The organism is Aquincola agrisoli, assembly GCF_036621135.1.
Taxonomy (GTDB): Bacteria; Pseudomonadota; Gammaproteobacteria; order Burkholderiales; family Burkholderiaceae_C; genus Aquincola; species Aquincola agrisoli.
In genome coordinates this window covers 249,187-275,315 of sequence record NZ_JAZIBG010000056.1, presented here as the reverse complement: position 1 = coordinate 275,315, position 26,129 = coordinate 249,187, and the positions used below count along the sequence as shown (strand labels likewise).

Genomic DNA, 26,129 nt, shown 5'->3' with positions numbered 1-26,129 from the left:
CGATGTCGCGTCCAGCTTGGGAAAAAAAAGCCCGCCAGAAGGCGGGCTGCTTCCATGGAGCGGGCGGAGCGGGTGGCTCGCTCAGTTCAATCGGCTGCCGCAGACATGGCCCCGGCGCCAGAGCCCGCCAAATGCGCGAGGCCTACGGGCATGTCGGACGCTTGGATGTTCTGAGCGAGGTCGCCCTTCGGGCCCTGGACCAACTCGTACGTGACACGGGCCCCAGGTTTGAGTGTTCGGAAGCCCTCCATCTGAATAGCGGAAAAGTGGGCAAACACGTCGGCGCCCCCTCCCTCAGGTTCGATGAATCCGAAACCTTTCGTATCACTAAACCACTTGACGGTTCCATTTGCCATGAATTTCTCCACAAAGAGGCAACCGCGCCTCGCATTGGGGATCACATTCAACACAAATTTATCGTTGATGTCAATCGACGATCATTGGTATCACATCGATCATCTGTGCGGTTGTTGCCGTGAATTCCTGTTTTGACGCGTTGTTCGGGCCTTGAGACTTCGGGCGGCAGTGCAATATGCAGACAAGCCGTCGTGGCACCCACTGTCTATAGAATCGATTCATGCCTGCGGATCCTCCTTCCCTGCCTCCGGTTTCCCCCGGAACTCCCCGCGTTGAAGACGGGCAGGGCGCTGTTGTCGCCGAGCGGCAAGCGCAGAGAACGGAGCCGCCGCGCATGTACCAGGTGGTGCTGCTCAACGACGACTACACCCCCATGGAGTTCGTGGTGTTGGTGTTGCAGGAATACTTCCTGCGTGATCTCGACACCGCGACGCAGATCATGCTGAAGATCCACCATGAAGGTCGCGGCATCTGTGGCGTCTACACGAAGGACGTCGCCGCGACGAAGGTTGAATTGGTGCTCGCTGCCGCACGCCGTGCGGGGCACCCGCTGCAGTGCATTTTGGAGGCCGCATGATCGCGCAAGAACTTGAAGTCAGTCTGCACATGGCGTTCGTTGAAGCACGCCAGCAGCGTCATGAATTCATCACCGTCGAGCACCTGCTGATGGCGCTGCTCGACAATCCTTCCGCCGCCGAAGTGCTGCGCGCCTGCGCAGCGAACATCGATGATCTGCGCAAGAGCTTGTCGAGCTTCATCAAGGAAAACACGCCGACGGTGGGCGGCACGGAAGAGGTCGACACGCAGCCGACGCTGGGTTTCCAGCGCGTGATCCAGCGGGCGATCATGCACGTGCAGTCCACAGGCAGTGGCAAGAAGGAAGTGACTGGCGCGAACGTGCTGGTGGCCATCTTCGGGGAAAAGGATTCACATGCCGTGTACTACCTGCACCAGCAGGGTGTGACGCGCTTGGATGTGGTGAATTTCATCGCCCATGGCATCAAGAAGTCGGATCCCCCCGAGCCTGCCAAGTCGAACGACAACCCCGGGGCAGAGGGCGAGAAGGAAGAGGCTGCCGAAGGCAAGGGTTCGCCGCTCGACCAGTTCACGCAGAACCTGAACCAGATGGCGCGCGACGGCAAGATCGATCCGCTGATCGGCCGCGAGCACGAAGTGGAACGTGTGATTCAGGTGCTGTGCCGCCGGCGCAAGAACAACCCGCTGCTGGTCGGCGAGGCCGGTGTCGGCAAGACGGCCATCGCCGAGGGCCTGGCCTGGCGCATCACCGAGGGCGACGTCCCGGACGTGCTGTCCGAGTCGGTCGTCTATGCGCTCGACATGGGTGCGCTGCTCGCGGGCACCAAGTACCGCGGCGATTTCGAGCAGCGCCTCAAGGGCGTGTTGAAGCAGCTCAAGGAGCAGCCGAACGCGGTTCTCTTCATCGATGAGATCCATACGTTGATCGGTGCCGGTGCGGCCTCCGGGGGCACCCTGGACGCCAGCAATCTGCTCAAGCCGGCGCTCAGTTCCGGTGCGATGAAGTGCATCGGCGCAACCACCTTCACCGAGTACCGCGGCATCTTCGAGAAGGATGCGGCCTTGTCGCGGCGCTTCCAGAAGGTCGACGTGGTCGAGCCGTCCGTCGAGCAGACGATCGAGATCCTGAAGGGCCTGAAGTCGCGCTTCGAGGAGCACCACAGCGTGAAGTACGCGCTCGGGGCCCTGCAGGCGGCCGCGGAGCTTTCGGCCAAGTTCATCAATGACCGGCACCTCCCCGACAAGGCGATCGACGTGATCGACGAGGCGGGCGCGGCGCAGCGCATCCTGCCGAAGAACAAGCAAAAGAAGACGATCACGCGCGTCGAGGTGGAAGAGATCGTTTCGAAGATCGCCCGCATTCCGCCGGCGTCCGTCTCGAACGACGACCGCAGCAAGCTCAAGACGCTGGATCGCGACCTGAAGAGCGTGGTCTTCGGCCAGGATCCTGCCATCGATGCGCTCGCGGCTGCCATCAAGATGGCACGCTCTGGGCTGGGCAAGCCGGACAAGCCGATCGGCGCTTTCCTTTTCAGCGGTCCCACGGGCGTCGGCAAGACCGAGGTGGCCAAGCAGCTGGCCTACATTCTCGGCATCGAGTTGATTCGTTTCGACATGTCGGAGTACATGGAGCGGCACGCGGTCAGCCGCCTGATCGGCGCGCCTCCGGGGTATGTCGGCTTCGACCAGGGTGGTTTGCTGACCGAGGCGATCACCAAGAAGCCGCATGCGGTGCTGCTGCTCGACGAGATCGAAAAGGCGCACCCGGACGTCTTCAATGTGCTGCTGCAGGTGATGGACCACGGCACGCTGACCGACAACAACGGGCGCAAGGCCGACTTCCGCAACGTCATCATCATCATGACGACCAATGCGGGCGCCGAGACCATGAGCAAGTCGACGATCGGCTTCACGACCGTGCGCGAGAGCGGCGACGAGATGGCCGACATCAAGCGCCTGTTCACGCCGGAGTTCCGCAATCGTCTCGATGCCACGGTGAGCTTCCGTGCACTGGATCAAGAGATCATCCTGCGGGTGGTCGACAAGTTCCTGCTGCAGCTCGAAAGCCAGCTGGCCGAGAAGAAGGTGGAGGTGGCCTTCACCGACGGGCTGCGCAAGCACCTGGCGAAGAAGGGCTTCGATCCGTTGATGGGTGCCCGGCCGATGCAGCGCCTGATCCAGGACGTCATCCGCCGTGCGCTGGCCGATGAACTGCTGTTCGGCAGGTTGGTCGATGGCGGCCGCCTGACGGTGGACATCGATGACGACGGCAATGCGGTGCTGGACATCCAGCCGCCGCGCAAGGACAAGCCGAAGGCGGAGCCGGCCACGGCAGCCTGAGCTGCCGCGGGGTCAGGCGGGCGTCAAGGCGCCTGCCGGTAGAACGAGGAAAGCAGCCGGTACATCGCCGGCTGCTCTTCTTTGAGGGCCTGTGGCGCGACAAAAAAAGCCTCGCTGGCCACCGCGAAGAACTCCTCGGGTGCTTCTGCGCCATAGGGATCGACCGTGGTCTCGTAGCCGCAGACGACCTTTTCAGTGAACCGGTCGAACTCCGCCATCAGCACCTCCGACCATGCGTTGCGCGCTGCCGCCGTGGGCAGTGGGGGTATGCCGTCGGCCAGGCCGTCGGCCATGTCCAGCACATGCGCAAATTCGTGGATCACGACGTTGTACGGTGCCAGGCCCGCATCGCTGGCGGCATCGGCGTCGCGCCAGCTGAGCATCACCGGGCCGCCGGCCATGGCCTCGCCGGCGAGCACTTCATCGTACCGATGGACGATGCCTTGCTCATCCGTCACCTCGCGGGCCGCGACGACTTCGTCCGCGTGCACGACGATGCCCACGAAGTCGCCATAGAGCGCCAGTCCGAGGCGCATCACCGGCAGGCAGGCCTGGGCAGCGATGGCGACGGCCATGTCGTCGGAGACCACCAGGCCCGCGGCACCCGAAAACTCCTTCTGGTCCAGGAACAGGCTGACCAGGCGCCGCAGTTCGGCCCGATCGTCCGCCGGCAGCCTTGAAAGGAACGGGTACCGCGCCAGGGTGCGTTCCCACAAGGCGTCCGGGATGGCCCGGCGGGCCAGCACGCCCGCTTCGCGGGTGCGCCGCCAGGCCTGCAGCAGGGAGCGGATCACGTGCGTGGCCTCACGGTGCAGGCACGGCCTGGCGGCTCAGGCCGTCGCGTGTCCAGCGCAGCAGGTCCGCGCGCGGTGCGGGCACATCGAAGTCCCAGTCGCTCAAGACGTGGCGCGTGCCGAAGGGCAGCACGTGCTGAGCCGGGCGGTGGGTGTGGCCGTGCACCATGACGGGGGTGTGCGCGGCGCGGAGCCAGTCGGCGGCCGCATCGTTGTCGACATCGCTCCAGGCGTGCGGCGGCATGTTCCTTTGGCTGGCCTGGCTGGCCTCGCGCATCTGGCGGGCCAGGGCACGCCGCTCGGTGAGCGGCCTCGCGAGGAACGCCTGCTGCCAAGAAGGGCTGCGCACCTGCCTGCGGAACGCCTGGTAGGCCGAATCCGACAGGCACAGCAGGTCGCCGTGGGTCAGCAGCAGGCGCTCGCCGAAAGCGCGCAGGAGCGTGGGGTCGGGCAGCGCCTCGACGCCCAGCCCGGCGAGGAAGCCGGGCTGCACGAGGAAGTCGCGGTTGCCCGCCATGAAGCCGATGGTGCGCCGTTGCGTGGCAGACCGCAGAACGTCCGCACACCGCTGCTCGAAGCTGCCGGGCTCGTTTGCGCCATCGTCCCCCACCCAGGCTTCGAACACGTCGCCCAGCATGTAGACGGCGTCCGCCTCGGTGTCATGCAGGTAGCTCGACCAGGCGTCGAAGGTGCGGGGCGTTGCCGGACTCAGATGGAGGTCGGAAATGAACTCGATGCATTGCCACGCAGCGGGGGCGCTGACTTCGTGGCAAGCCGGCAACGGCATCGCTGGGGGCGGGCTCAGACCTCGACGATGCGCTGGATCACGACATCGTCGACCGGCACGTCGTCATGCATGCCGCGGCGGCCGGTGCGGCTGCGCTCGATCTGGTCGACGACGTCCTGCCCTTCGACGACCTTCCCGAACACGGCATAGCCCCAGCCCTGGGGCGATTCCGACTTGAAGTCGAGGAAGCCGTTGTTGGTGGTGTTGATGAAGAACTGCGCGGTTGCCGAATGGGGCGCCGAGGTCCGTGCCATCGCCAGCGTGTAGTGCTCGTTCTTCAGGCCGTTGTTGGCTTCGTTGCTGATCGGCGCGTCGGTGGGCTTTTGCGTCATGCCGGGCTCGAAGCCGCCGCCCTGGATCATGAAGCCCTTGATGACGCGGTGAAACACCGTGTTGTCGTAGTGACCCTTCTTCACATAGGCCAGGAAGTTGTCGACGGTGGCCGGGGCCTTCGCATCGTCGAGCTCGGCGCGGATCACGCCGGCGGTGGTGGTGATTTCAACGGTCTTGGTCATCTCATTTCTCCAGAGTGGCTTGCTTGATCACCACGGGTTGTACGGGGACGTTTTGGTGCGGACCCTTGTTGCTTGTCGGGACGGCCTTGATCTTGTCGACCACGTCCATGCCGGACACCACCTTGCCGAACACCGCGTAGCCGTTGCCGTCGCGCGAGTTGGCCTGGTCGAGGAACGCGTTGTCCTTCAGGTTGATGAAGAACTGCGCGGTCGCGGAATGGGGATCCATCGTGCGCGCCATCGCCACCGTGCCGCGGCTGTTGACCAGGCCATTGCGGCTTTCCAGCGGGATCGGCGGGCGTGTCGGTTTTTCCTGGAGCGAGGCGTCCATGCCGCCGCCCTGGATCATGAAGCCGTCGATCACGCGATGGAACACCGTTCCGTCATAGTGGCCGGCCTTCACGTAGTCGACGAAGTTGGCGACGGTCTTGGGGGCCTTGGCGGCATCGAGCTCGATGACGATCGTGCCCATCGAGGTGACGAGCCTGACCTTCTCCGCCCAGGCGGAAGAGGCGGCGAAAAAGGAGAGTACGAGGCCGATGGCCAAGCCTTGTTTCATCTTCATGTGGCGGGGGTGAGGAGGGGTGAGGCCGCGGCAGGGCGCCGCTATACTGACCTGCTGATTCTAACGAGCGGCCTCCCACGATGAGGCCGCTGTCTTTGCGGCCTTCGCGATGACCTTTCGCCTGCACAACACCCTCACCCGCACCCTTGAGACCTTCCAGCCGGTCGAACCCGGAAAGGTGCGGATGTACGTGTGCGGCATCACCGTGTATGACCTTTGCCATATGGGCCATGCACGCACGATGACGGTCTTCGACGTTGCCTACCGGTGGCTGCGCACGCTGGGCTACGAGGTCACCTACGTCCGCAATATCACCGACATCGACGACAAGATCATCCGGCGCGCGGTCGAGCGCGGCATCACCCTGCGCGAGCTCACCGAGCAGACGACGCGCGCGATGCACGAGGATTTCGCAGCCATCGGCCTGCTGCCTCCGACCCATGAGCCGCGCGCGACCGCCTACGTGCCGCAGATGCTGGAGCTGATCGGGCAGCTCGAAGGCAAGGGCCTGGCCTACCGAGCGGACAACGGCGACGTCAATTTCGCCGTGCGGCGCTTCGAGGGCTACGGCAGGCTCTCGGGCAAGAGCGTCGACGAACTCCGTGCAGGCGAGCGCGTTGCCGTCCAGGAGGGCAAGGGCGATCCGCTGGACTTCGTGCTGTGGAAGGCCGCCAAGCCCGAGGAGCCTCAGGAGGCCAAGTACGAGGGCCGTTACGGTGCGGGCCGCCCGGGCTGGCACATCGAGTGCTCGGCGATGGCCTGCAGCCTGCTCGGGCTGCCGATCGACCTGCATGGCGGCGGCATGGACCTTCAGTTCCCTCATCACGAGAACGAGATCGCGCAGAGCGAAGGGGCCACCGGCAGCACGTTCGTGCGCCACTGGATGCACACCGGCTTCCTCAACGTCGACGACGTGAAGATGTCGAAGTCGCTCGGCAACTTCTTCACCATCCGCGAGGTCCTGCAGCGCTACGACGGCGAGACCTTGCGCTTCTTCATGCTGCGCACGCACTACCGCAGCCCGTTCAACTTCAGCGACGTGCACATCGATGACGCGCGCCTGGCGCTGCGCAGGCTCTATACCGCGCTCGATGCGGTCGCACCCGCCGACGTGGGCGAGATCGACTGGCAGCAGCCCGCCGCTGCGGCGTTCCGCGCGGCGATGAACGACGACCTCAACACGCCTGCCGCGCTGGCGGTGCTGTTCGAACTCGCCACCGAGGTCAACCGCACGCGCTCGGCCGAGCAGGCGGGCTTGCTGAAATCGCTCGGCGGTGTGCTCGGCGTGCTGCAGCTGCCGCCGCGCAGCTATCTGCAGGGCGGCGGCAGCGGCCTCGACGAAGCCGCGCTGCAGGCCGCGATCGACGCGCGCACCGCTGCCAAGCTGGCACGCAACTTCGCCGAAGCCGATCGCATCCGTGCCGAGTTGTTGGCGCAGGGCGTGGTGCTCAAGGATTCGGCCCAGGGCACCACCTGGGTGAAAGCCTGACCGTGCCGCGCCCCGCCTCGCCTTCGGCGCCACGCGTGATCGTGACGCCGACCTACTGGGACGATGCCTGCCGGCATCTGAGCAAGCGCGACCGCGTGATGAAGAAGCTCATCCCCCGGTTCGGCGAAGGCCGGCTCGAGAGCCGCGGCGATGCGTTCACGACCCTGGCGCGATCGATCGTGGGGCAGCAGATCTCGGTGAAGGCCGCCCAGTCTGTCTGGGACCGCTTTGCCGCGCTGCTGCCGCAGCCATCGACCCATCTGCGCCCGGCGGCGGTGATGAGGCTCGAGGTCGACGTCATGCGCGCTGCGGGGCTTTCGGGGCGCAAGGTCGAGTACCTGCGCGACCTCGCGCAGCACTTCGACAGCGGAGCCGTCCACGTGCAGCAGTGGCACGACATGGACGACGAGGCCATCATCGAGGAACTGGTGGCGATCCGCGGCATCGGCCGGTGGACGGCCGAGATGTTCCTGATCTTCCACCTGATGCGCCCCAACGTGCTGCCGCTCGACGACGTCGGGCTGCTCAAGGGCATCAGCCTCAACTACTTCAGCGGTGAACCGGTTTCCCGGGCCGAGGCGCGCGAAGTCGGCGACGCCTGGGCACCCTACCGCTCGGTGGCCACCTGGTACCTCTGGCGCAGCCTCGATCCGCTGCCCGTCGCGTACTGAACAAGAGGACTCATTCACATGAGCAAGAAGCACTTCCTGGAGTTCGAGGCGCCGATCGCTGAACTCGAGGCCAAGATCGAAGAACTCCGGTTCGTGCAGAGCGAGTCGGCCGTCGACATCTCCGAGGAGATCGACCGGCTCGACAAGAAGAGCCTGCAGCTCACGAAGGACATCTACACCCAGCTCACGCCCTGGCAGGTCACGCAGATCGCGCGGCATCCGCAGCGTCCCTACACGCTGGACTACGTCAACGACATCTTCACCGACTTCCAGGAACTGCACGGCGACCGCGCCTTCTCCGACGACCAGTCCATCGTCGGCGGCCTCGCGCGCTTCAACGGCATGGCCTGCATGGTGCTGGGCCACCAGAAGGGCCGGGACACCAAGGAGCGTGCCGCACGCAACTTCGGCATGGCGCGCCCCGAGGGCTACCGCAAGGCGCTGCGCATGATGAAGCTGGCCGAGAAGTTCGGCCTGCCCGTGTTCACCTTCGTCGACACGCCGGGCGCTTACCCCGGCATCGGCGCCGAGGAGCGGGGCCAGTCGGAAGCCATCGGCCGCAACATCTTCGAGATGGCCCAGCTGCAGGTGCCCATCATCGCCACCATCATCGGTGAAGGCGGTTCGGGCGGGGCGCTGGCCATCAGCGTCGGCGACCAGACGCTGATGCTGCAGTTCTCGGTCTACTCGGTGATTTCGCCCGAGGGCTGCGCCTCGATCCTGTGGAAGACCGCGGAGCGTGCGTCCGACGCGGCCGAGGCGCTGGGCATCACCGCCCACCGGCTGAAGGCGCTGGGCCTGGTCGACAAGATCGTCAACGAGCCGGTGGGCGGAGCGCACCGCGATCCGAAGGCGATGGCGGCGTCGCTGAAGCGCGCGCTCAACGATGCGCTGCGCCAGGTGGTCGACCTGAAGCCGAAGGAGCTGCTGCAGCGCCGCTACGAGCGCCTGCAGGCCTACGGCCGCTTCAGCGACACCAAGGAGCGCTGACACCGCGCCGGGGCCGCCCCGTGCCGCACCGCGTGGCGGTGGCCGTCAGCGGCGGCCGCGATTCCGTGGCGCTGCTGCATGCCACCCGGCAAGCTTCGGCGGCGCTGGGCCTCGAAGTCCATGCGCTGCACGTGCACCACGGGCTGCAGCGCGCGGCCGATGCTTGGCAGGCGCATGTAGGCCTGCTGTGCGAGGAATGGCAGATCTCCCTTCACGTGGGCAGGCTGTCGGGCCGGCCGCAGCCCGGCGACAGCATCGAGGCCTGGGCGCGCCGGGAGCGCTACGCCGCGCTGGCGGCATTGGCCGGCCAAGCGCGGGCGTCGCTCGTGCTGCTGGCCCACCACCGCCGCGACCAGGCCGAAACATTCCTGCTGCAGGCCTTGCGCGGCGCCGGCCCGGCCGGGCTGGCGTCGATGCCGCGCAGCGCGGTCCGGGGCGGCATCACCTGGGCCCGCCCCTGGCTCGCCATGCCCCGCGAGGCCATCGAGGCCTATGTCGAGCAGCATGGCCTGCCGTACGTCGAGGATGACAGCAACGGCGACCTGCGGTTCGCCCGCAACCGGCTGCGCCTCGGCGTGATGCCGGCGCTGGCCGGGGCCTTCCCCGCTGCCGAAGCGGCGCTCGCAGCGTCCGCGGCGCGGAGTGCACAGGCCGATGCGGCGCTGCGCGAGTGGACCGCCATGGACCTGGCAACCTGTGCAGGGGCGGGCGGCGAGCTGTGTGTCGAGCCCTGGCTGGCACTGTCCGAGGCCAGGCGCGCGATGGTGCTGCGCGGTTGGGTGCGCGCGCAACTGGGCCAGGGCGCGCCGCAGCGCCTGCTGGATCGATTGACCACCGAATGGCCCAGCGCGGCTGCATCGGCGCGCTGGCCAGCGGTGCCGGGGTGGTCGCTGTGCAGCTACCGCGGCTCGCTTCGGGCCGTGCCCGAGGCGCATGCGGGCGGCCGACCGCCTCCACCGGCGGTGGCCCCGCTGTCCATCACGTGCGCCGGCAGCGTGGACGTGCCTGCCTGGGGCGGGGTGCTGCAGGTCTTCAAGTCCGAGGCGCGGGGCGTGCCCCTCGGCAGCCTGCACGGCTGCGAACTGCGGCCGCGCCACGGGGGCGAGCAGTTCCAGCTCGAGGCGTCGCGGCCGGCGCGCAGCCTGAAGAAGGCGTTCCAGGCCGCCGGGGTGCCGGAGTGGGCGCGAGGCGGGCCGCTGCTGTGGTCCGGCGGCCGGCTGCTGTTCGTGCCGGGTCTCGGCGTGGATGCACGCGCCCTGGCGCTGCCGCCGGACGGCACGCCGCGGGTGAGCTTCGAGTGGTCGCCGTCGCTCGCCGGCACCTCGAAAGGTTCTGCCGGTCGCTAGAATCGCAGGTTTCCCCGCGTCGGCGGGACCAACTTTTCCTAGCAGAACGTGCGGGCCATCGGCCGCTCGCCGTCACCCGTCATGGCATTGATCGTTCACAAGTACGGCGGCACGTCGATGGGCTCCACGGAGCGCATCGCCAACGTCGCCAAGCGCGTCGCCAAGTGGGCCCGCGCTGGCCACCAGATGGTGGTGGTTCCCTCGGCGATGAGCGGCGAGACCAACCGCCTGCTCGGCCTTGCCAAGGAACTGCAGCCGGCGCAGATCACGCCCGAAGTGATGCGAGAGCTGGACATGATCGCCTCGACCGGCGAGCAGGCCTCCGTCGGGCTGCTGTCGATCGCGCTGCAGGCCGAGGGCCTGCAATGCGTCAGCTACGCTGGCTGGCAGGTGCCGATCAAGACCGACTCCGCCTTCACCAAGGCACGCATCCAGTCGATCGACGACGCACGTGTGCGCGCGGACCTGGACGCGGGCAAGGTGGTGGTCATCACCGGCTTCCAGGGCGTCGACCCCGACGGCAACATCACGACCCTCGGCCGCGGCGGCAGCGACACCTCGGCGGTCGCCGTGGCCGCGGCGATGAAGGCGCAGGAGTGCCTGATCTACACCGATGTCGACGGCGTCTACACGACCGATCCGCGCATCGTCCCGGAGGCGCGGCGCTTGCACACCATCAGCTTCGAAGAGATGCTGGAGATGGCCAGCCTGGGTTCCAAGGTGCTGCAGATCCGGTCGGTGGAGTTCGCGGGCAAGTACCGGGTGCCGCTGCGCGTGCTGTCGAGCTTCACGCCGTGGGACATCGACATCGACGAGGAAGCCAAGTCGGGCACCCTGATCACCTTCGAGGAAGACGAAAACATGGAACAAGCCGTTGTATCGGGCATCGCTTTCAACCGCGACGAGGCGAAGGTCACCGTGATGGGTGTGCCCGACAAGCCGGGCCTCGCCTACCAGATCCTGGGTGCCGTGGCCGAGGCCAATATCGATGTGGACATGATCATCCAGAACGTGTCGCACGACGGGAAGACGGACTTCTCGTTCACCGTGCAGGGCGTCGACTACAGCCGCGTGCTCGACCTGCTGAAGACCAAGGTGCTGCCCGCGACCGGTGCGTCGCAGGTCGTCGGCGACCCGAAGATCTGCAAGGTCAGCATCGTGGGCATCGGCATGAAGAGCCATGTCGGCATCGCCGCGAAGATGTTCGGGGCGCTGAGCGAGGAAGGCATCAACATCCAGATGATCAGCACCAGCGAGATCAAGACCAGCGTCGTCATCGACGAGAAGTACATGGAGCTCGCAGTGCGCGCCTTGCACAAAGCCTTCGATCTGGAGCAGGAAACGGCTTCTGCATAGGCTAGAATCCCGCTTCTCGATTTGGAGTCGTGACCGAGTGGCCGAAGGTGCTCCCCTGCTAAGGGAGTATGTGCCAAAAGCGCATCGAGGGTTCGAATCCCTCCGACTCCGCCAGTAAGCAAGAAGCCGGGCCCCAAGTGGATCAACCACTTGGGGCCCGCGCCGTTTGTGGGCGGCCACCGGCTGGTGCTGCATACGGCGGTCGTGCGCCGTGACGACGGGCCGCGCCGGCCTACCGCGTCTTGCGCCTGCCGCGTCGTTGCCCGGCAGGCCGTGGCGCGGCGCCCCACAGCGACAACCAGTCCGCCGTGGCCTTCGCCACGGCATCCGTCCCCTGCCGCTTCGCCGCAGCGGCGGCCTGGCCCCTCGCCGTGCCCGCGGCCTTGTGGAAGCCGCTCAACCAGAGGCTCATGAAGGGGTTCTTCTTCAGAAAAGGGTTGGCCATCGCGTCCTCCTTGCGCCTCGATGAGGCAATGGCTCATCTTCGCGCGCCGGCACACCGGCGTCTGCGGGGCGGCGGCATGCTTCGGATGTAAGGGATGGCCTACCCCGTGCGCGGCTGCGGATCGGGAGCCTCGGGTGTCGGACATGTCTGGCGTGACGACGCGGCATCGGCGGGCATCCGCCGCGCGCCTGCGGCGTCAAGCTCGGCCGGTTGACGCAGCACACATCCGGAGGCCGCCATGCCCGCACCCACCGTCCTCGCAACTATCGAGCGCCGGCACGCCCCCGGCGCCGCGCAGTAGCAGCCTCGCTTCTGGAGAGCTCCCATGGCCGCGCGCTCGTTGGCGTCACTCACGCTGTCCTTCGGCCTCGTCAACGTGCCGGTCAAGCTGTACTCGGCCACGGAGACCAAGGACGCCATCCGCTTCAACCTGCTCGCGCCGGACGGCGCCCGGGTCAAGCAGCAATACGTCTCGGCCACCACCGGCAAGGTGGTCGAGCGGTCCGCGATGAAGAAGGGCTACGAGTTCGAGCAGGACCGCTTCGTGGTCTTCACGTCCGAGGAACTCAAGGCTTTCGATGAGGCGGCCAGCCATGTCATCGACATCGTCGCCTTCGTGCCTGAGGCCACCGTGGACCCGCTCTACTACGACAAGGCCTACTTCCTCGCGCCCGACAAGCGCGGCGGCAAGCCGTACGCGCTGCTGAAGGCCGCGATGCGCGAAAGCGGCCGCTGCGCACTCGCGCGCTGGGTGATGAAGGGCAAGCAGTATGTGGCGCAGGTGCGCGCGGCCGAGGACGGCCTGGTGCTGCAGCAACTGCTCTACGCCGACGAAGTCCGTTCCCTGAAGGAGCTCGACATCGAGGACGCGCCCGTCTCCAAGTCGGAACTGGCGCTGGCCTTGCAGCTCATCGGATCGATCTCCCGCGAGGCCTACGACCCGGCCGAATTCCAGGACGAGGAGAAGGTCCGCCTGCTGGCGGCCATCGACCGCAAGATCGCCGGCAAGGACGTGGTCGAGTCCGCACGGCCGGACGCGCCTGCAAGCGGTGGCCAGGTCATCGATCTGATGGAGGCCTTGCGGGCCAGCCTGGCGCACCGGCCCGGCAAGGCGGCCAGCAAGCCGGCGGCGCGCTCTGCCGATGTCGTTCCCGCCGGCGCATTGAAGGACCGCAAGCCCGCCCGCCGTGCATCCAAGGCGGACGATGCGGCGGCGGTTCCCGTCAAGCTCCGGGCGCGCAAGTGACCCCGCCGGATGCGGCGTACAACCTGCAGAGCATCGAGGCGATGCTCGGCATGCGCAGGGGCGTCGTCGCCCGGCTGGTCAGCGCGGGCTTCGTGTCGCCGAGCCGGGGGCCTCGCAACGAGTACCGCTTCACTTTCCGCGATGTCGTTCTGCTGCGCACGGCCCAGCAACTGCAGGCGGCCAACGTGCCGCGGCGCAGGCTGCTGAGGTCGCTGCGGCAACTGCGCGCGAGGCTGCCCTCCGCCGTGCCGCTCAGCGGGCTGCGCATCCGGGCCATCGGCGACACCGTCGCCGTCCACGACGGCAGCACCCCTTGGGAGCCTGAAAGCGGCCAGTTGCTCATCGACTTCGAGGTGTCCGCCGGCGACGGATCGGTCTCGTTCATCGATGGGTTGACCGCGGAGGGCTGGTTCCGGCGCGGCGAGTCGCAAGAGGGCGCAGACCCGTCCGCCGCCATGCAGTGTTATCGCCGTGCACTCGAGCTGTCGCCCGACCTGGCGGCCGCGTACGTGAACCTTGGCGCGCTGCTGTGCGAGGCGGGCCATTGCGAAGAGGCCTTGGCCCTGTACGAGCGCGCCGCCGAATGGGCCCCCGACGACCCGCGGGTGCACTTCAACGGCGCCCTCGCGCTGGAGGACCTCGGCATGGACCGCGACGCCATCCGCAGCTACGAACGCTGCCTGGTGCTGGCGCCCTACCTGGCCGACGCGCACTACAACGCCGCCCGGCTGTTCGACAGGATCGGCGACCGGCAGGCCATGCTGCGCCACTTGAATGCCTACCGCCGCCTGCAGGGCGGCGAGGTGCCCGGCGCCTGAGGCGGGTGGGCCATGCGTGTGTCGATCCAGGTGCAGCGCCGGCGCCCGCCTAGGGGTGCGCACGGTGGCGGGTTCCTGCGTTGCAGACCATATTTGCACTCGCGCACGGCGCCTTGCCGTGCCGGCGTCCGCCCGGCCTGCCGTCGGACGACAACCTGAGGAGGGCCGCCCATGCAGTACTAGCGAAGCCTTGCCATCGATTCCCGTTCCAGAGCGCGCCATGGCCATGCCGTGGCAACGAGCATCACACAACACATCGGAGATACAACATGCCAGGAGTTGAAAGCGCAGCCCAGACACGTCGGCACGCCAGGCCGGCCGGACTGCCCAAGAGCGCACTCGCCGCGGCGGCCGCGCTGATCGCGCTGCAGGCCATGCCGGCCGGCGCAGCCACCTCGATCCTCTTCATCGGCAACAGCTTCACCTATGGCGCCCTCGCGTCGGTCGAGACGTGGGGCAGCTCGACCGTGACGGACCTCAACGGCACCAACATCGGCGGCGTGCCGGCGCTGTTCAAGGCCTTCACCGTGCAGGCCGGCCTGGACTACAACGTCAGCCTGGAGACCGAGCCTGGCAGCAACCTCGACTTCCACTACAACAACCGCCTGGCGCTCATCAACAAGCCTTGGGACAAGGTGGTGATGCACGGGCAGAGCAACCTGGACTTCCAGGCGCCGAACAACCCGGCCAAGATCTCCACGTACACCGGCATCCTCGGCAACGTGTTCCAGGCGCAGAACCCGAATGTCGACATCAGCCTGACCGCGACCTGGTCGCGCGCCGACCTGACCTTCGCCAACACCAGCAGCCCCTGGTACGGCCAGCCGATCACCCAGATGGGCATCGACGTGCAGGCCGGCTACGAAGTCGCCGCGGCGCAGAACCCCACCATCGTCAGTGCGGTGAACCCCGTGGGCCTGGCGTGGAACCGTGCGATCAACCTGGGCATCGCCGACGGCAACCCGTACGACGGCATCGCCACCGGGAAGATCAACCTTTGGGCCAGCGACAACTACCACGCGAGCAACCACGGCTACTACCTGCATGCGCTGGTGGACTTCGGCATGATCACCGGCATCGATCCCCGCTCGCTGGGCGGCAACGAGTACGCGGCGCTCGAGCTGGGCATCACCGCGAGCGAAGCCTATGCGCTGCAGGCGGTGGCGTGGGACACGATCCAGGCGGTGCCCGAGCCCTCGACCTGGCTGATGCTGGCGCTGGGCGGCGGCGTGATGGGCCTGGTCGCGCGGCGCCGCAGCCGTTCCGCTGCCACGGCCTGACCGGTTCGGCGCCACAGCGCCGATCGGTGGCCGCCGCCGGCCCTTCAGGCCGTCGGCGGCTTCTTCAGGATGCTGATGTTGCCGTCCGCTTCCAGGAAGGCGTACTGCACGTCCTGCTCCCGGCAATCGGCCTCGCGAAGCGCCTTCTCCATGTCCCCGCGCCCCACGCGGTGGGCGCGGAGCGTGTGTTCGAAGACCCGGCCGTCACGCGCGATCAGCACGGGTGTGCCCTCGATCCAGGCTTCGGCCTTCCGGCTGCGCGACGCGATGAACCCGACCAGCGCATTGCAGCCGATCAGCGTGGCTGCGATCAGCAGGCTGCCCGTCACCGACGCTTCGCCGCCCGTCAGGCCGTTGCTGACGCCTTCGCTGAGCAACATCACCACCAGCAGGTCGAACGGCGTGAACTGCCCCACCGAGCGTTTGCCCGACACGCGCACCATCGCCAACAGCGCGCCGTAGACCAGCGCGGCCCGTGCAAGCAACTCCCACCATGGCACTGACAGATCGAACATCGCATCGCCTGCTGGCAAACAGGATGCCGGCATGCGGGTTGCCGCTCCGCGGTGCGCCCGGTGCATTGCACACGCCATGAACAACGCTGCCCGCTCCGTCCTCGTCATCATCGACATGATCAGCACCTGGGATTTTCCCGATGCAGAGAAGCTGTTGCCCGCTGCCGTGGCTGTGGCGCCCCGGCTCGCCCGGCTCAAGGCGCGTTGCCGTGCCGCGGGCGTGCCGGTCATCTACGCCAACGACAACCTGGGACGCTGGCGCTCCGACTTCCGGCAGCTGGTCATGCAGTCGCTGGGCGGCGGCGGGGCGGGCGCGGCGGTCACGGAACAGCTGGCGCCGCACCCGGACGACTATTTCCTGCTCAAGCCGAAGCACTCCGCGTTCTTCGCCACACCGCTCGAGCTGCTGCTGCAGGAACTGCAGGCCGCCCGGCTGATCGTGACCGGCGTGGCGAGCGACCAATGTGTGCTCGCCACCGTGGCGGATGCACGCATGCGTGATCGGCAGGCCGTGGTGCCATCGGACTGTGTCGGCTCCCAGACGCCGGCGCGCGCACGCGCGGCCCTGCAGCATTTTCGGCAGGTGCTGAAGATCCCGACCACACCCTCGGCCCGCCTGCGGTTGCGCTGAGCTGGCGCAGCCGCGCGGCAGTGCGTCACTCGGCCTTGAGACCCACCTTGGTGATCAAGGGTCCCCACTTGTGGCGCTCGCTCTTCGCGAAGTCCGCGAGCTCCGCCGGCGAGCCGAGCGCGGGCTCGTGTCCCAGCTCCAGCAGGCGGTGGCGCACTTCTGCCAGCGCGAGGATCTTGCCGAGCTCTGCGTTGAGCTTCTGCACCACCGCAGGCGGTGTGCCGCGCGGCACGTAGAGGCCGTTCCACGCCACCACCTGGAACCCGTCGACGCCCTGGGCCGCCACCGGCTTGACGCCTGGCAGCAGCGCCGATGCGTTCAGCGAGGTCACGCCCAGCGCCTTCAGCTTGCCGCTGCTGATGAACGCCCGGGAGGCGCTGACCGTGTCGATCGCCACCGGCACCTGGCCGCCGACCAGGTCGGTCATCGACGTGCCCGAGCCCTTGTACGGGATGCCGCGGAGGCTGGTCGCGCTCTGCTGCTTCAGCAGCTCCAGCACCAGCCGCGCCGTGGTGCTGGGCAGCGCGACGTTCACCGTGTCGGGCTTGGCGCGCGCCTCGGCCAGAAGATCGGACAGGCTGTTGTAGGGCGAGTTGGCCGCGGCCAGCACCACCATCGGGAACGAGCTGACGAGCATCACCGGCTCGAAGTCCTTCTCCGGGTCGAAGGGCATCGAGCCGTAGAGGTATTGGTTCAGCACGTGGGTGCCGTTGGTGCCCATCACGAGCGTGTAGCCGTCGGGCGCGGCGCGTGCCGCTTCCGAGGCGCCGATGTTGCCGCCGGCGCCCGCGCGGTTCTCGACAAAGAAGCTCTGGCCCATGGCCTTGGTGAGGTACTCCGCCAGGTAGCGGGTGGCGACGTCGGTGCCCTGGCCCGGCTGGTACGGCACGATGATCCGTACGGAGCGGCTCGGGTAGGTTTGCGCCGCGGCAGGCTCGGAGGCCAGCGGCAGCAGGAAGGCGGCGACGGCCGCGACGAGGCTCAGGATTTTCATGGTTTTGTCTCCGGTCTCTTTGCTTTGTGGCTCTCGGTCCGTGCGGCGCGCGTGGCGCTAGGGCCCGGCCCGCGGAGGAAGGGCGCCGTTCTCGCGCAGCGTCTTGATGTGTTCGTCGCCCAGGCCCGCGCCGCGCAGCACGGCGTTGGTGTGCTCGCCGTAGCGCGGCGGCGAGCCGGCCGGCGAGGGCGGCGTGGCCGACAGCCGGATCGGCACGCCGATGCCGCGGTAGCCGTCGTCGCGCTCGACGCGCATGCGCCGGTGGTCCACGTGCCGCTGCTGGAAGGCCTGCGGCACCGTGTTCACCGGCCCGGCCGGCACGCCCTGGCGCATCAGCTCGCGGCACAGTGGCTCGCGCGGGCGGGTCGACAGCGCGGCCTCGATCTCGGCGCGCAGCGCATCGCGGTGCTTCACCCGCCGCGCGTTGCTCGAGAACCGCTCGTCGGCCGGCAGCCCGGCCAGCCCCACGTGCTCGCAGAAGCGGCGGAACTGCCGGTCGTTGACGATCCCCAGGAACACCAGCCCGTCGCGGCAGGCGAACTTGTCGTACGGCGCGATGTTGGGGTGCGCGCTGCCCAGCAGCTCCGGCGTGCGGTCGGAATGCATCCAGTTGGCGCCGTGCGGCACCAGCAGGCTCAGCGCGGTGTCGAACAGCGTGGCCTCGACGCGCTGGCCGCGGCCCGTGCGCTCGCGGTGGAACAGCGCGAGCAGGATGCCCGACATCGCGGTGTGGCCCGTGAGGTGGTCGACGATCGGGATGCCGATGCGCGTGGGCCCCGAGGCGGCATCGCCGTTGATGCTCATCAGCCCGCACATGGCCTGCAGGATGGCGTCGTACCCGGGCAGGCCGCCCAGCGGGCCGTCCGGGCCGAAGCCCGAGATGGCGCAGTACACGAGCCGCGGGAAGCGGTGCTTCAGCACCGTCTCGTAGTCGAGCCCCCAGCGCGCCATCGTGCCGGGGATGAAGTTCTCCACCACCACGTCGGCGCCTTCCAGCAGGCGCAGCAGCGCGGCCTGCCCGCCGGGGTGCGACAGGTCGAGCGCGATGGCCCGCTTGCCGCGGTTCACGGCCGTGTAGTAGGCCGCGTCGCCGTGCGCGTCGAAGGGCGGGCCGAGCGTGCGGGTCTCGTCGCCGCCGGGCGGCTCGACCTTGATCACGTCGGCGCCGTGGTCGGCCAGCATCTGGGTGCACAGTGGACCTGCCAGCACCCGGGACAGGTCGACCACCCGGATGCCTGCCAGCGAACCGTGCTCTGATCGATCAGACATCGTCGATCTCGGTGGCGCCGGCCGGCTTCAGCCGCGGGTGGGCAGCTCGACGACGCCGGTGCCCAGCACCGACAGCTCGCCGTCCTGGTTGTGGGCTTCCTGCTCGATCTCGACCAGGCGGCGGCCGTTCTCGATGTACTTGCGCTTGACCTTGCCCTTGAAGAACAGCATGTCGCCCTCGGGGTTGTGGCGGCGGATCTTGCACGTGGACTTGCGCAGGAAGCCGTCGTCGCCCATCCAGTTGGTGAGGTGGTGCGTGAGCCACGAGTTGCGCTCGGGGCCGTAGTCGTAGGCGCCGGGGGCGCCCACTTCGAGCGCGAAGTCCTCTTCCCAGTGCACGCGCTCGGGCACGTCGGGGATGCCGAAGCGGTTGGTGATGCCCACGCCCGGGTGCGCGTCGATCAGCTTCCAGGCCAGCTTGTTGGCGCGGATGTACAGGCCGCCCCAGCCCTGCGCATAGGCGATGAAGCCGGTCACCGTCATCGGGCCCTTGAACATGACCGGCAGCTCGTCGCCCTCGTTCACGTCCTCGAAGTAGCGGGGCGTGCTGCCGCGCACTTCCTCGTTCGCGTAGAGCTTGCAGGCCTCGCCGATCTCCTGCGGCGTATAGCGGCGCGGCTCGCGGGCGCGCACTTCCTTGTACTTGCTGCCCTGCTCGCGCGCGTGGTCACGCTCGGTGCGGAAACACCAGCTGTCGGCCTCGGCCACCTTGTCGCCCTGCTGGTTGAAGAAGTCGACGTGGTAGATCTGCTGGATGGCACGGCCGGCGAAGCGGGTCTGGTGCTCGACCAGGTCCTTCAGGTAGGCCTCGGTCGAGATGGTGTCGTTGCGCTTCACGGTGCGGTGCCAGGTCCAGTCGGCACCCGACCACATCGCGTGCACGCCGGGCAGGCCGCCCACATAGCCCGAGACGATGCGGCTCGTCGAGAAGAGGAAGCTGGGCAGCGCGATCAGGCCGCCGTGCGAGGTCTTGGCCGCGTAGTCCGGGTCGCACCACAGTGGGTTGTCGTCGCCGATGCCGTGGGCGTAGTGGCGGATGTTGTCGCGCGTCGCCTCGTAGCACCAGGGTTCGGCGGTCGCGCCGATCTTCAGGCCGATGCGCTCGCGCAGGTCGTCGAGCCCGCTGTCGGTGATCTTGGGGAAGCTGCGTTCGGTGGTGGACATGGTGTCTCCTGCTCTCACTGGGTGAATCAAAGGACGGCGGGCGCCGTGAGGGGGATGGCAGCGGCGAGCTCTTGCTCCCGTAGCTTCTTGCGATGGATCTTTCCGGCGGGGGTCTTGGGCAGCTCGGGCACGAAGACCACCTGGCGCGGGTACTCGTGCTGGCTCAGCCGCGTGCGCACGGCTTCCTGGATCTCCTGCACGAAGGCGTCGTCGCCGCGGCGGTGCGTGACGACGAAGGCCTTGACGACCTGGCCGCGCAGCGCGTCGGGCACGCCGATGGCGGCGGCCTCCTGCACGTCGGGGTGCTTGAGGATCGCGTCCTCGATCTCGACGGCACTCATCGTCCAGCCGGCGGAGATGATCACGTCGTCGGCCCGGCCGCCGTGCCAGAAGTAGCCGTCCTCGTCCACGCGGCCCAGGTCCTTCGTCGCCACCCAGGCGCCGCGGCGCCAGAGCTTCAGCTCGCCGGTCACGCCGGGCGCGCAGGCGGCGCCGCTCGCGTCCTGCACCTCCACGCGCACACCGGGCACCGGCTTGCCGAGCGAGCCGGGCTTCACGGTGAAGTCGGGCGCGCCGGGGTAGTTGACGAGGCACACGCCGATCTCGGTGGTGCCGTACATGCTGCACACCGGCCGGCCGAAGGTGGCCTCGACGAACTGCGCCGTCTCGCTGTCGATCGGCTCGCCGGTGAACGACACCTTCTGCAGCGCGTAGCGGTAGCGCGCGGCGGCGCCGGAGTTGCGCATCATCCGGTAGTGCGTCGCGGCCGCGGAGATGTTGGTGAAGCCGTGGTCCTGCAGCGCCTGCAGCAGCCGCTCGGCGTTGAACTTGCCGGCGTAGGCGCCGATCGTCACGCCCAGCGCCAGCGGGGCCAGCGTGCCGTGCCACAGGCCGTGGCCCCAGGCCGGCGACGACGGGCACATGAAGCGGTCGCCCGGCCGCACGCCGGTGCCGTACAGCGTGGCCAGCATCAGCGTGACGATGGACCGGTGCGTGTGCTTGACGGCATCGGGCAGCTCGCGCGTGGTGCCCGAGGTGTACTGGAAGATCGCGAAGTCGTCGGCCTTCGTCTTCGGCACGAATTCGGACGGGAAGCGCTTCAGCGCATCGACGAAGCCGCCGTCGGCGATCACCACCTGCAGGTCCGGCGTGCCGGCCACCAGCGGCGCCTTATCGGCGTTGGTGACCAGCATGCGGGGGGTGCAGTCCTGCATGCGCAGGCGGATGCCGTCGGGCCCGAAGAGCGTGAAGAGCGGCACCGCGATGGCGCCCATCTTCATCGCGCCGAACATGGCCACGTAGAACTCGCGCGAGGGTTCCAGCATCACCGCGACGCGGTCGCCCGGCCGGATGCCGCGCTCGACCAGGTAGTGCGCGAAGCGGGCCGACTCTTCCGAGATCTGGCGGAAGCCCAGCGATTCGTCCTCGCCGTTGCTGCGCACGATGACCACGGCCGTGCGCTGCGTGTCCGCATGGCGGTCGATGCATTCGTGCGCGATGTTCATCCGCTCGCGGTCGCCGTCGAACAGCTCCCACAGCTTGTCGGGGGAGCAGTGCGCTTGCGCATCGGCGTACGACAGGTACTCGGTCAGTCGGGTCATTTCGGGCGTCTCTCGTTCATGCAGCGTGTGCGTTGAACTTTGCGCGCCGTGGGTGAGATTGTCAATAGCGTGCATGGATTGTATATAGACAATCAACGCGAGATCGACCGGAGCTGTGGCCCGCAGCCGCCGGCGCCTTATGCTTGTCCCGGTACAACTGACGACACACCGATGAGTGCATCTCCCCCCGAAGGCCGGGCCGCCGCCGGCTCGCGCGTGCGGCCGGTTCCGGCGGTCACGCGGTCGATCGCGATCCTTCGCCTGCTGGGCCGCAGCGCGGCGCCGATGACGTTGAAGGCCATCTCGCAGGAACTCGGCATGGTCACCAGCACGTGCCTGCACATCCTGCGGGTGCTGGTCGAAGAAGGGCTTGTGAAGGTCGACACCGAGACCAAGCGCTACGGCCTCGGCGTGGGCATGCTGGCGCTCGCGCGCAGCGTCATCGAGGGCAGCCCGTTCGCGGCGCTGGTGCAGCCGGTGCTCGATCGGCTGGCCGGCACGTGGAACGTCACCGCCATCGGCGTCGAGATCAGTGGGCTCGACCACATGGTGGTGCTGGCGTTGTCGCGCTCGAAGGCACCGTTCAGGCTGCACGTGGACGTGGGCAGCCGCTTTCCCGCGTTGATCAGTGCCACTGGGCGCCTGGTGGCCGCCTTCACCGAGCTGCCCGAGGATGAGATCGAGCGCCGGTTCCGTGCGCTGCGCTGGGAGCAACCGCCCGACATCGAGGCCTGGCGCAAGGAGGTTCAGGCCGTGCGCAAGAAGGGCGTCAGCATCGACCGCGGCAACTACATCAACGGGGTGTCGGTGGTGGCCGTGCCGGTGTTCGACGGCCAGGGCCGGATGACCCATTCGCTGGTGGCCGCCGGCGTGGCCGACCAGCTCAACGCGGCCAAGGGGCAGGCACTCGCGAAGGACCTGCAGGCGGAGGCGCAGACGCTGTCCGAGCTGCTGGCGGCACGGCGATGACGGCGATGGATGCGCAGGCGGCGCCTGCACCCTCAGCGGCGCCTGCCACGGCGGAAACGCTGGCCGCGGCCGGCTGGCGCCAGCGGCAGCTGCCCGGCTTCATCGGCCTGGTCGGCCCCTTGTGGACGCGCAAGGAGGAGGCAGTGTGGGCCTACGGCCTGCTCGCCGCAGTCGCCCACCTTAACCCGGCGGGCGTGGTGCACGGCGGCCTGCTCACCTCGCTGATGGACCATGCGCTGAGCGCCATCGCCTGGGAGGCGGTGGGCCGCCGGGCCTGCCTCACCGTGCAGCTCGACACGCATTTCATCGCGTCGGCGCGCGAAGGCCAGTTCCTCGAGGCACGCGGCCGCGTGGTCCGCGCGACCTCGTCGCTGGTGTTCATGCAGGGGCAGGTGTCGGTGGCGGGTGCCGACGTCGTCACCGCCTCGGCCATCCTCAAGGTGGTGGCCGGCCCCTCAGGCCACGTCGAGCCAGGGTGAGCCCTCGCGGGCGTCGGCCACGACGATCTCCGCGGGCAGGCAGCCCAGCGGGGTGGCCAGCGCTTGCGCCGCGAGTGCCGGCGTGTTGTTCTGCTGGCTCAGGTGCGCGGCCACCACATGGCGTAGGCCGCCGTGCAGGCAGGCCTGCAGCAGCTCGGCCGCCTGGCTGTTGGCCAGGTGCCCGCGCACGCCGCCCACGCGGCGCTTCAGGAACGGCGGGTAGGGGCCGTCCGCCAGCATCTGGCTGTCGTGGTTGCATTCGAGCAGCAGCGCATGGCAGCCGCGCAGGTGGCCGACCACGCTGTCGGTGGGCGCGCCCAGGTCGGTCAGCACGCCGAGCCGCGCCAGGCCATCGGTGCAACGCAGTTGCAGGGGCTCGGCGGCGTCGTGCGGCACGCCGAAGGGGGTGATCTCCAGGCCACCGACCGCGATGGCGACCCCCTCGAGCGCAACGTGGCGCTCCACGGCCGCAGGCGCCACCGCGGCGGGGGCGGCGGCGCTGCTGCGCCGCTCCATCGCCTCCCAGGTGCCCAGGCTGGCCCACACCGGCACGCGGTGTCGCCGCGCCAGCTGCAGCGCACAGCCGACGTGGTCGCCATGTTCATGGGTGACGAAGACGGCATCGATCTGCTCGGGCGCCACACCCAGCGGTGCGAGCCGGCGCGTGAGCTCGCGCAGCGAGAAGCCGCAGTCGACCAGCAGGCGCGTGGTGCGCCCGTTGCGGGTGGTCTCGATCAGCGTGCCGTTGCCGGTGCTGCCGCTGCCCAGGCTGCGGAATCTCAGCATGGCCGCGGCGGCACCGCGCCGGCCGTCACTTCAGGTCTTCGGCCAGCAGGCGCACGATGCGCTGCCCGATCTCGCCGTTTTCCGGGCGGCCGTCGGACGTGTACACCGCGGCGACCGTGCGTTCGCCGTCGGCCTTGACGTTGATGCGGTAACGCCCCGGGCCGGTCAGCGTATTCTTGCCTTTGTCGTCGCCGAAGCTGAAGAGCTTGCCGAAGAACCCGGGCTCCTCCCTGCCGGCCATCTTCGGGTCGGCGTAGCGCACGTAGTACAGGCCGCCCGCGCGGTCGCGGTCTTCCACCGTGAAGCCGCCGCGGTCGAGCGCCAGGCCCACGCGGCGCCAGGAGCGGTCGAAGTTGTCGTCGATCTGCAGCGTGGCGGCGGCCTGGCCGGGCACGATGCGCGCACGCGCCGGCGGGCCGCCGGCGGTGCCCCCGGGCGCGGCCGCCGCACCGGCGACGGCCGTGCTGGCCCGGGCCTGGTCGGCGCCCAGCTTGACCATCAGGCGCTGCAGGAATTCGGCTTCCAGGTCGGGGTCGCTGGCGCGGGCCGTCCAGTTGGTCTGGTCGCGTTCGCGGCTGACGTACACCTCTTCCAGCCCGCGGTGCGTGATGAAGATCTCTGTGCCGCCGTTGACGCGCTCGACACGGGTGCGGAACTTGTCGCGTTCCCCGGTGGAGTACAGCGAATCGAGCACGCGGCCGAGCGTGCGGCGGATGATGTCGTCGTTGATCTTGGCGCGGTTCTCGGCCCAGTCGGTCTCCATCACGCCGGCCTGCGGGCTGTCCATGGCGAGCACGAAGCCCCGCTCCTGCCAGAACTGCTGCAGCTGGGGCCACAACTGCTCCGGCGTGGCCGGCACGAACAGCCAGCGCTGGTTGCCGTCGCGCAGCACGCGCATGTCCCCGATGGCCTGGGGCGCCACTGCTTCGGGCGCGGCGTTGGTCGCGCCGGGGACGTTGGAGGTGGCCTGGTAGTCGGTCGCGCTGATGCTGCCCGAGGGCGCCTGGTAGCGGCCTTCGCGGGCGAGCTGCGTGAGGTCGGGCGGGACTTCGAGCGGCGACTGCGACTGCTTCGACTTGCTGCGGTAGTCGATCTTGTCGCCCGACATCAGGCCCTCGACGCTGGAGCACCCGGCCAGTGCAGTCATCAGCGCCAGCACGGCCAGCGCAGTAGAGGAACGGTTCAATTGACGCATCGGGTGAGGGCGCCGGCGCAGGGCACGCCGGGCGAAGTGTTTCGTGGAGGGGAGAGGGCGGGCAGACTCAGGACGCCAGCACGCCGCCGTCGCGCAGCGCCTGCTCGACGGCGCCGTGCAGGCCGGCGTCGAGCGGCGTCAGCGGCAGGCGGATGGCCGGGCCGCAGCGGCCCATGCGCGCCATCGCCCACTTGACGGGGATCGGGTTCGGTTCGCAGAAGAGCTGCTTGTGCAGCGGCAGCAGCTTCATGTGGATCTCGGTGGCGCGCCGGGCGTCGCCGGCCACCGCCGCCATGCACAGCTCGTGCATCGCGCGCGGCGCGACGTTGGCCGTCACGCTGATGTTGCCCTGGCCGCCCAGCAGCATCAGGGCGATGGCGGTGGCGTCGTCCCCCGAGTAGAGCGAGAAGCCCTTCGGCTTCTGGCGCACCAGCCAGGCGGCGCGCTCGATGTTGCCGGTGGCTTCCTTGATGCCGACGACACCCGGCACCTCGGACAGGCGCAGCGCGGTCTCGACGCTCATGTCCGCGACGGTGCGGCCGGGCACGTTGTAGAGCACGACGGGCAGGTCGACGGCCTCGGCGATGGTGCGGAAGTGGCGGTAGATGCCTTCCTGCGTCGGCTTGTTGTAGTACGGCACGACCTGCAGCGAGCAGTCGGCGCCGACCTTCTTCGCGAAACGGGTGAGCTCGATCGCCTCCTGCGTGCTGTTGGCGCCGGCGCCGGCCATGATGGGCACGCGGCCCGCGGCCTGCTCGACCGACACGCGGATGATCTCGCAGTGCTCCTCGACCGACACCGTGGGCGACTCCCCGGTGGTGCCGACGACGCCGATGCAGTCGGTGCCTTCGGCGATGTGCCAGTCGATCAGGGCGCGCAGCGTGGGGTAATCGACGCTGCCGTCTTCGTGCATCGGCGTGACGAGCGCGACGATGCTGCCAACAATCGGTTTCATAGCGGTACCGCTTCCTCGGAATCGGCGGAGTTTAA

General features: G+C 68.4%; 27 protein-coding genes and 1 tRNA gene. 14 read left to right on the top strand and 14 right to left on the bottom strand.

From position 1 onward, the window contains the following. Positions 1 to 86: 86 nt before the first annotated feature. Entirely contained in the window at positions 87 to 356 is a 270-nt protein-coding gene (locus V4F39_RS26385) for a cold-shock protein (protein WP_332293235.1), read from the bottom strand. A gap of 221 nt (positions 357 to 577) precedes the next feature. On the opposite strand from V4F39_RS26385, the gene clpS reads away from it, so the two are divergent. Further along, a complete protein-coding gene (gene clpS, locus V4F39_RS26380; RefSeq protein ID WP_332293224.1) occupies positions 578 to 934 on the top strand; it encodes an ATP-dependent Clp protease adapter ClpS in 357 nt (118 codons plus the stop codon). After that, positions 931 to 3,234, top strand: a complete 2,304-nt coding sequence (clpA, locus tag V4F39_RS26375; RefSeq protein ID WP_332293223.1) for an ATP-dependent Clp protease ATP-binding subunit ClpA — start codon at positions 931 to 933, stop codon at positions 3,232 to 3,234. Before clpS ends, clpA begins: the two co-directional genes overlap by 4 nt. Positions 3,235 to 3,257: 23 nt before the next feature. On the opposite strand, the gene V4F39_RS26370 is transcribed toward clpA, so the two are convergent. Genes V4F39_RS26370 through V4F39_RS26355 form a run of 4 tightly spaced genes read right to left on the bottom strand, consistent with a single transcriptional unit; the run spans position 3,258 to position 5,889 of the window. Continuing rightward, complete coding sequence (locus V4F39_RS26370) at positions 3,258 to 4,028, bottom strand: M90 family metallopeptidase (protein WP_332293222.1); 771 nt, start codon at positions 4,026 to 4,028, stop codon at positions 3,258 to 3,260. 10 nt (positions 4,029 to 4,038) lie between these two features. Continuing rightward, positions 4,039 to 4,815: a UDP-2,3-diacylglucosamine diphosphatase gene (locus tag V4F39_RS26365; RefSeq protein ID WP_332293221.1), complete on the bottom strand. Its 777-nt coding sequence runs from the start codon at positions 4,813 to 4,815 to the stop codon at positions 4,039 to 4,041. Positions 4,816 to 4,829: 14 nt separating this feature from the next. Continuing rightward, complete coding sequence (locus V4F39_RS26360; RefSeq protein ID WP_332293220.1) at positions 4,830 to 5,330, bottom strand: peptidylprolyl isomerase; 501 nt, start codon at positions 5,328 to 5,330, stop codon at positions 4,830 to 4,832. A 1-nt stretch (position 5,331) separates the two neighbouring features. Further along, positions 5,332 to 5,889 carry a peptidylprolyl isomerase gene (locus V4F39_RS26355; protein WP_332293219.1) on the bottom strand — a complete coding sequence of 186 codons (558 nt, stop codon included), beginning with the start codon at positions 5,887 to 5,889 and terminating at the stop codon, positions 5,332 to 5,334. Between the two features lie 115 nt (positions 5,890 to 6,004). Here V4F39_RS26355 and cysS point away from each other — a divergent pair, with 115 nt between their 5' ends. From cysS to V4F39_RS26325, 6 genes are all read left to right on the top strand, one after another. Next, the gene (gene cysS, locus V4F39_RS26350) at positions 6,005 to 7,384 is read left to right on the top strand and encodes a cysteine--tRNA ligase (RefSeq protein ID WP_332293218.1); all 1,380 of its coding nucleotides are present in this window, start codon (positions 6,005 to 6,007) and stop codon (positions 7,382 to 7,384) included. Positions 7,385 to 7,386: 2 nt separating this feature from the next. Beyond that, positions 7,387 to 8,055: a DNA-3-methyladenine glycosylase family protein gene (locus tag V4F39_RS26345; RefSeq protein ID WP_332293217.1), complete on the top strand. Its 669-nt coding sequence runs from the start codon at positions 7,387 to 7,389 to the stop codon at positions 8,053 to 8,055. A gap of 18 nt (positions 8,056 to 8,073) precedes the next feature. Then, positions 8,074 to 9,045 carry an acetyl-CoA carboxylase carboxyltransferase subunit alpha gene (locus tag V4F39_RS26340; protein ID WP_332293216.1) on the top strand — a complete coding sequence of 324 codons (972 nt, stop codon included), beginning with the start codon at positions 8,074 to 8,076 and terminating at the stop codon, positions 9,043 to 9,045. Between the two features lie 20 nt (positions 9,046 to 9,065). Beyond that, complete coding sequence (gene tilS / locus V4F39_RS26335) at positions 9,066 to 10,391, top strand: tRNA lysidine(34) synthetase TilS (RefSeq protein ID WP_332293215.1); 1,326 nt, start codon at positions 9,066 to 9,068, stop codon at positions 10,389 to 10,391. A gap of 81 nt (positions 10,392 to 10,472) precedes the next feature. Continuing rightward, positions 10,473 to 11,747 carry an aspartate kinase gene (locus tag V4F39_RS26330; RefSeq protein WP_332293214.1) on the top strand — a complete coding sequence of 425 codons (1,275 nt, stop codon included), beginning with the start codon at positions 10,473 to 10,475 and terminating at the stop codon, positions 11,745 to 11,747. Positions 11,748 to 11,770: 23 nt separating this feature from the next. Beyond that, positions 11,771 to 11,861: transfer RNA gene (locus V4F39_RS26325), tRNA-Ser, on the top strand. A gap of 118 nt (positions 11,862 to 11,979) precedes the next feature. Here the strand turns inward: V4F39_RS26325 and V4F39_RS26320 are convergent. Then, positions 11,980 to 12,192, bottom strand: coding sequence for a hypothetical protein (locus V4F39_RS26320; RefSeq protein WP_332293213.1), 213 nt, complete (start codon positions 12,190 to 12,192; stop codon positions 11,980 to 11,982). A gap of 325 nt (positions 12,193 to 12,517) precedes the next feature. On the opposite strand from V4F39_RS26320, the gene ku reads away from it, so the two are divergent. The 3 genes from ku (at position 12,518) to V4F39_RS26305 (ending at position 15,536) form a co-directional block, all read left to right on the top strand. Next, positions 12,518 to 13,438: a non-homologous end joining protein Ku gene (gene ku, locus V4F39_RS26315; RefSeq protein ID WP_332293212.1), complete on the top strand. Its 921-nt coding sequence runs from the start codon at positions 12,518 to 12,520 to the stop codon at positions 13,436 to 13,438. Beyond that, positions 13,435 to 14,256, top strand: a complete 822-nt coding sequence (locus V4F39_RS26310) for a tetratricopeptide repeat protein (protein WP_332293211.1) — start codon at positions 13,435 to 13,437, stop codon at positions 14,254 to 14,256. Before ku ends, V4F39_RS26310 begins: the two co-directional genes overlap by 4 nt. A gap of 269 nt (positions 14,257 to 14,525) precedes the next feature. Then, the gene (locus tag V4F39_RS26305) at positions 14,526 to 15,536 is read left to right on the top strand and encodes a PEP-CTERM sorting domain-containing protein (protein WP_332293210.1); all 1,011 of its coding nucleotides are present in this window, start codon (positions 14,526 to 14,528) and stop codon (positions 15,534 to 15,536) included. A 44-nt stretch (positions 15,537 to 15,580) separates the two neighbouring features. On the opposite strand, the gene V4F39_RS26300 is transcribed toward V4F39_RS26305, so the two are convergent. Continuing rightward, positions 15,581 to 16,051, bottom strand: coding sequence for a DUF421 domain-containing protein (locus tag V4F39_RS26300; protein WP_332293209.1), 471 nt, complete (start codon positions 16,049 to 16,051; stop codon positions 15,581 to 15,583). Between the two features lie 76 nt (positions 16,052 to 16,127). On the opposite strand from V4F39_RS26300, the gene V4F39_RS26295 reads away from it, so the two are divergent. Continuing rightward, positions 16,128 to 16,682 (top strand): cysteine hydrolase family protein, encoded by a 555-nt coding sequence (locus V4F39_RS26295; RefSeq protein ID WP_332293208.1) that lies wholly within the window; start codon positions 16,128 to 16,130, stop codon positions 16,680 to 16,682. A 25-nt stretch (positions 16,683 to 16,707) separates the two neighbouring features. Here the strand turns inward: V4F39_RS26295 and V4F39_RS26290 are convergent, their stop codons facing one another. Genes V4F39_RS26290 through V4F39_RS26275 form a run of 4 tightly spaced genes read right to left on the bottom strand, consistent with a single transcriptional unit; the run spans position 16,708 to position 21,710 of the window. Beyond that, complete coding sequence (locus V4F39_RS26290) at positions 16,708 to 17,676, bottom strand: Bug family tripartite tricarboxylate transporter substrate binding protein (protein ID WP_332293207.1); 969 nt, start codon at positions 17,674 to 17,676, stop codon at positions 16,708 to 16,710. Positions 17,677 to 17,733: 57 nt separating this feature from the next. Beyond that, on the bottom strand, positions 17,734 to 18,945 hold the full coding sequence (locus tag V4F39_RS26285; RefSeq protein ID WP_332293206.1) for a CaiB/BaiF CoA transferase family protein: 1,212 nt from the start codon (positions 18,943 to 18,945) through the stop codon (positions 17,734 to 17,736). Between the two features lie 27 nt (positions 18,946 to 18,972). After that, the gene (locus V4F39_RS26280) at positions 18,973 to 20,109 is read right to left on the bottom strand and encodes an FAS1-like dehydratase domain-containing protein (RefSeq protein WP_332293205.1); all 1,137 of its coding nucleotides are present in this window, start codon (positions 20,107 to 20,109) and stop codon (positions 18,973 to 18,975) included. 26 nt (positions 20,110 to 20,135) lie between these two features. Further along, positions 20,136 to 21,710, bottom strand: a complete 1,575-nt coding sequence (locus V4F39_RS26275) for an acetate--CoA ligase (protein ID WP_332293204.1) — start codon at positions 21,708 to 21,710, stop codon at positions 20,136 to 20,138. A 171-nt stretch (positions 21,711 to 21,881) separates the two neighbouring features. Between V4F39_RS26275 and V4F39_RS26270 the strand changes: the two genes are divergently transcribed. Beyond that, positions 21,882 to 22,679, top strand: a complete 798-nt coding sequence (locus V4F39_RS26270; RefSeq protein WP_332293203.1) for an IclR family transcriptional regulator — start codon at positions 21,882 to 21,884, stop codon at positions 22,677 to 22,679. Next, entirely contained in the window at positions 22,676 to 23,158 is a 483-nt protein-coding gene (locus V4F39_RS26265) for a PaaI family thioesterase (RefSeq protein ID WP_332293202.1), read from the top strand. Before V4F39_RS26270 ends, V4F39_RS26265 begins: the two co-directional genes overlap by 4 nt. Here the strand turns inward: V4F39_RS26265 and V4F39_RS26260 are convergent. From V4F39_RS26260 to dapA, 3 genes are all read right to left on the bottom strand, one after another. Further along, complete coding sequence (locus V4F39_RS26260) at positions 23,135 to 23,944, bottom strand: MBL fold metallo-hydrolase (RefSeq protein ID WP_332293201.1); 810 nt, start codon at positions 23,942 to 23,944, stop codon at positions 23,135 to 23,137. The two genes, V4F39_RS26265 and V4F39_RS26260, sit on opposite strands and share 24 nt — an antisense overlap. A gap of 25 nt (positions 23,945 to 23,969) precedes the next feature. Continuing rightward, positions 23,970 to 25,139, bottom strand: coding sequence for an NlpB/DapX family lipoprotein (gene bamC, locus V4F39_RS26255; RefSeq protein ID WP_332293200.1), 1,170 nt, complete (start codon positions 25,137 to 25,139; stop codon positions 23,970 to 23,972). 67 nt (positions 25,140 to 25,206) lie between these two features. Continuing rightward, positions 25,207 to 26,094, bottom strand: a complete 888-nt coding sequence (gene dapA / locus V4F39_RS26250) for a 4-hydroxy-tetrahydrodipicolinate synthase (RefSeq protein ID WP_332293199.1) — start codon at positions 26,092 to 26,094, stop codon at positions 25,207 to 25,209. Positions 26,095 to 26,129: the final 35 nt, after the last annotated feature.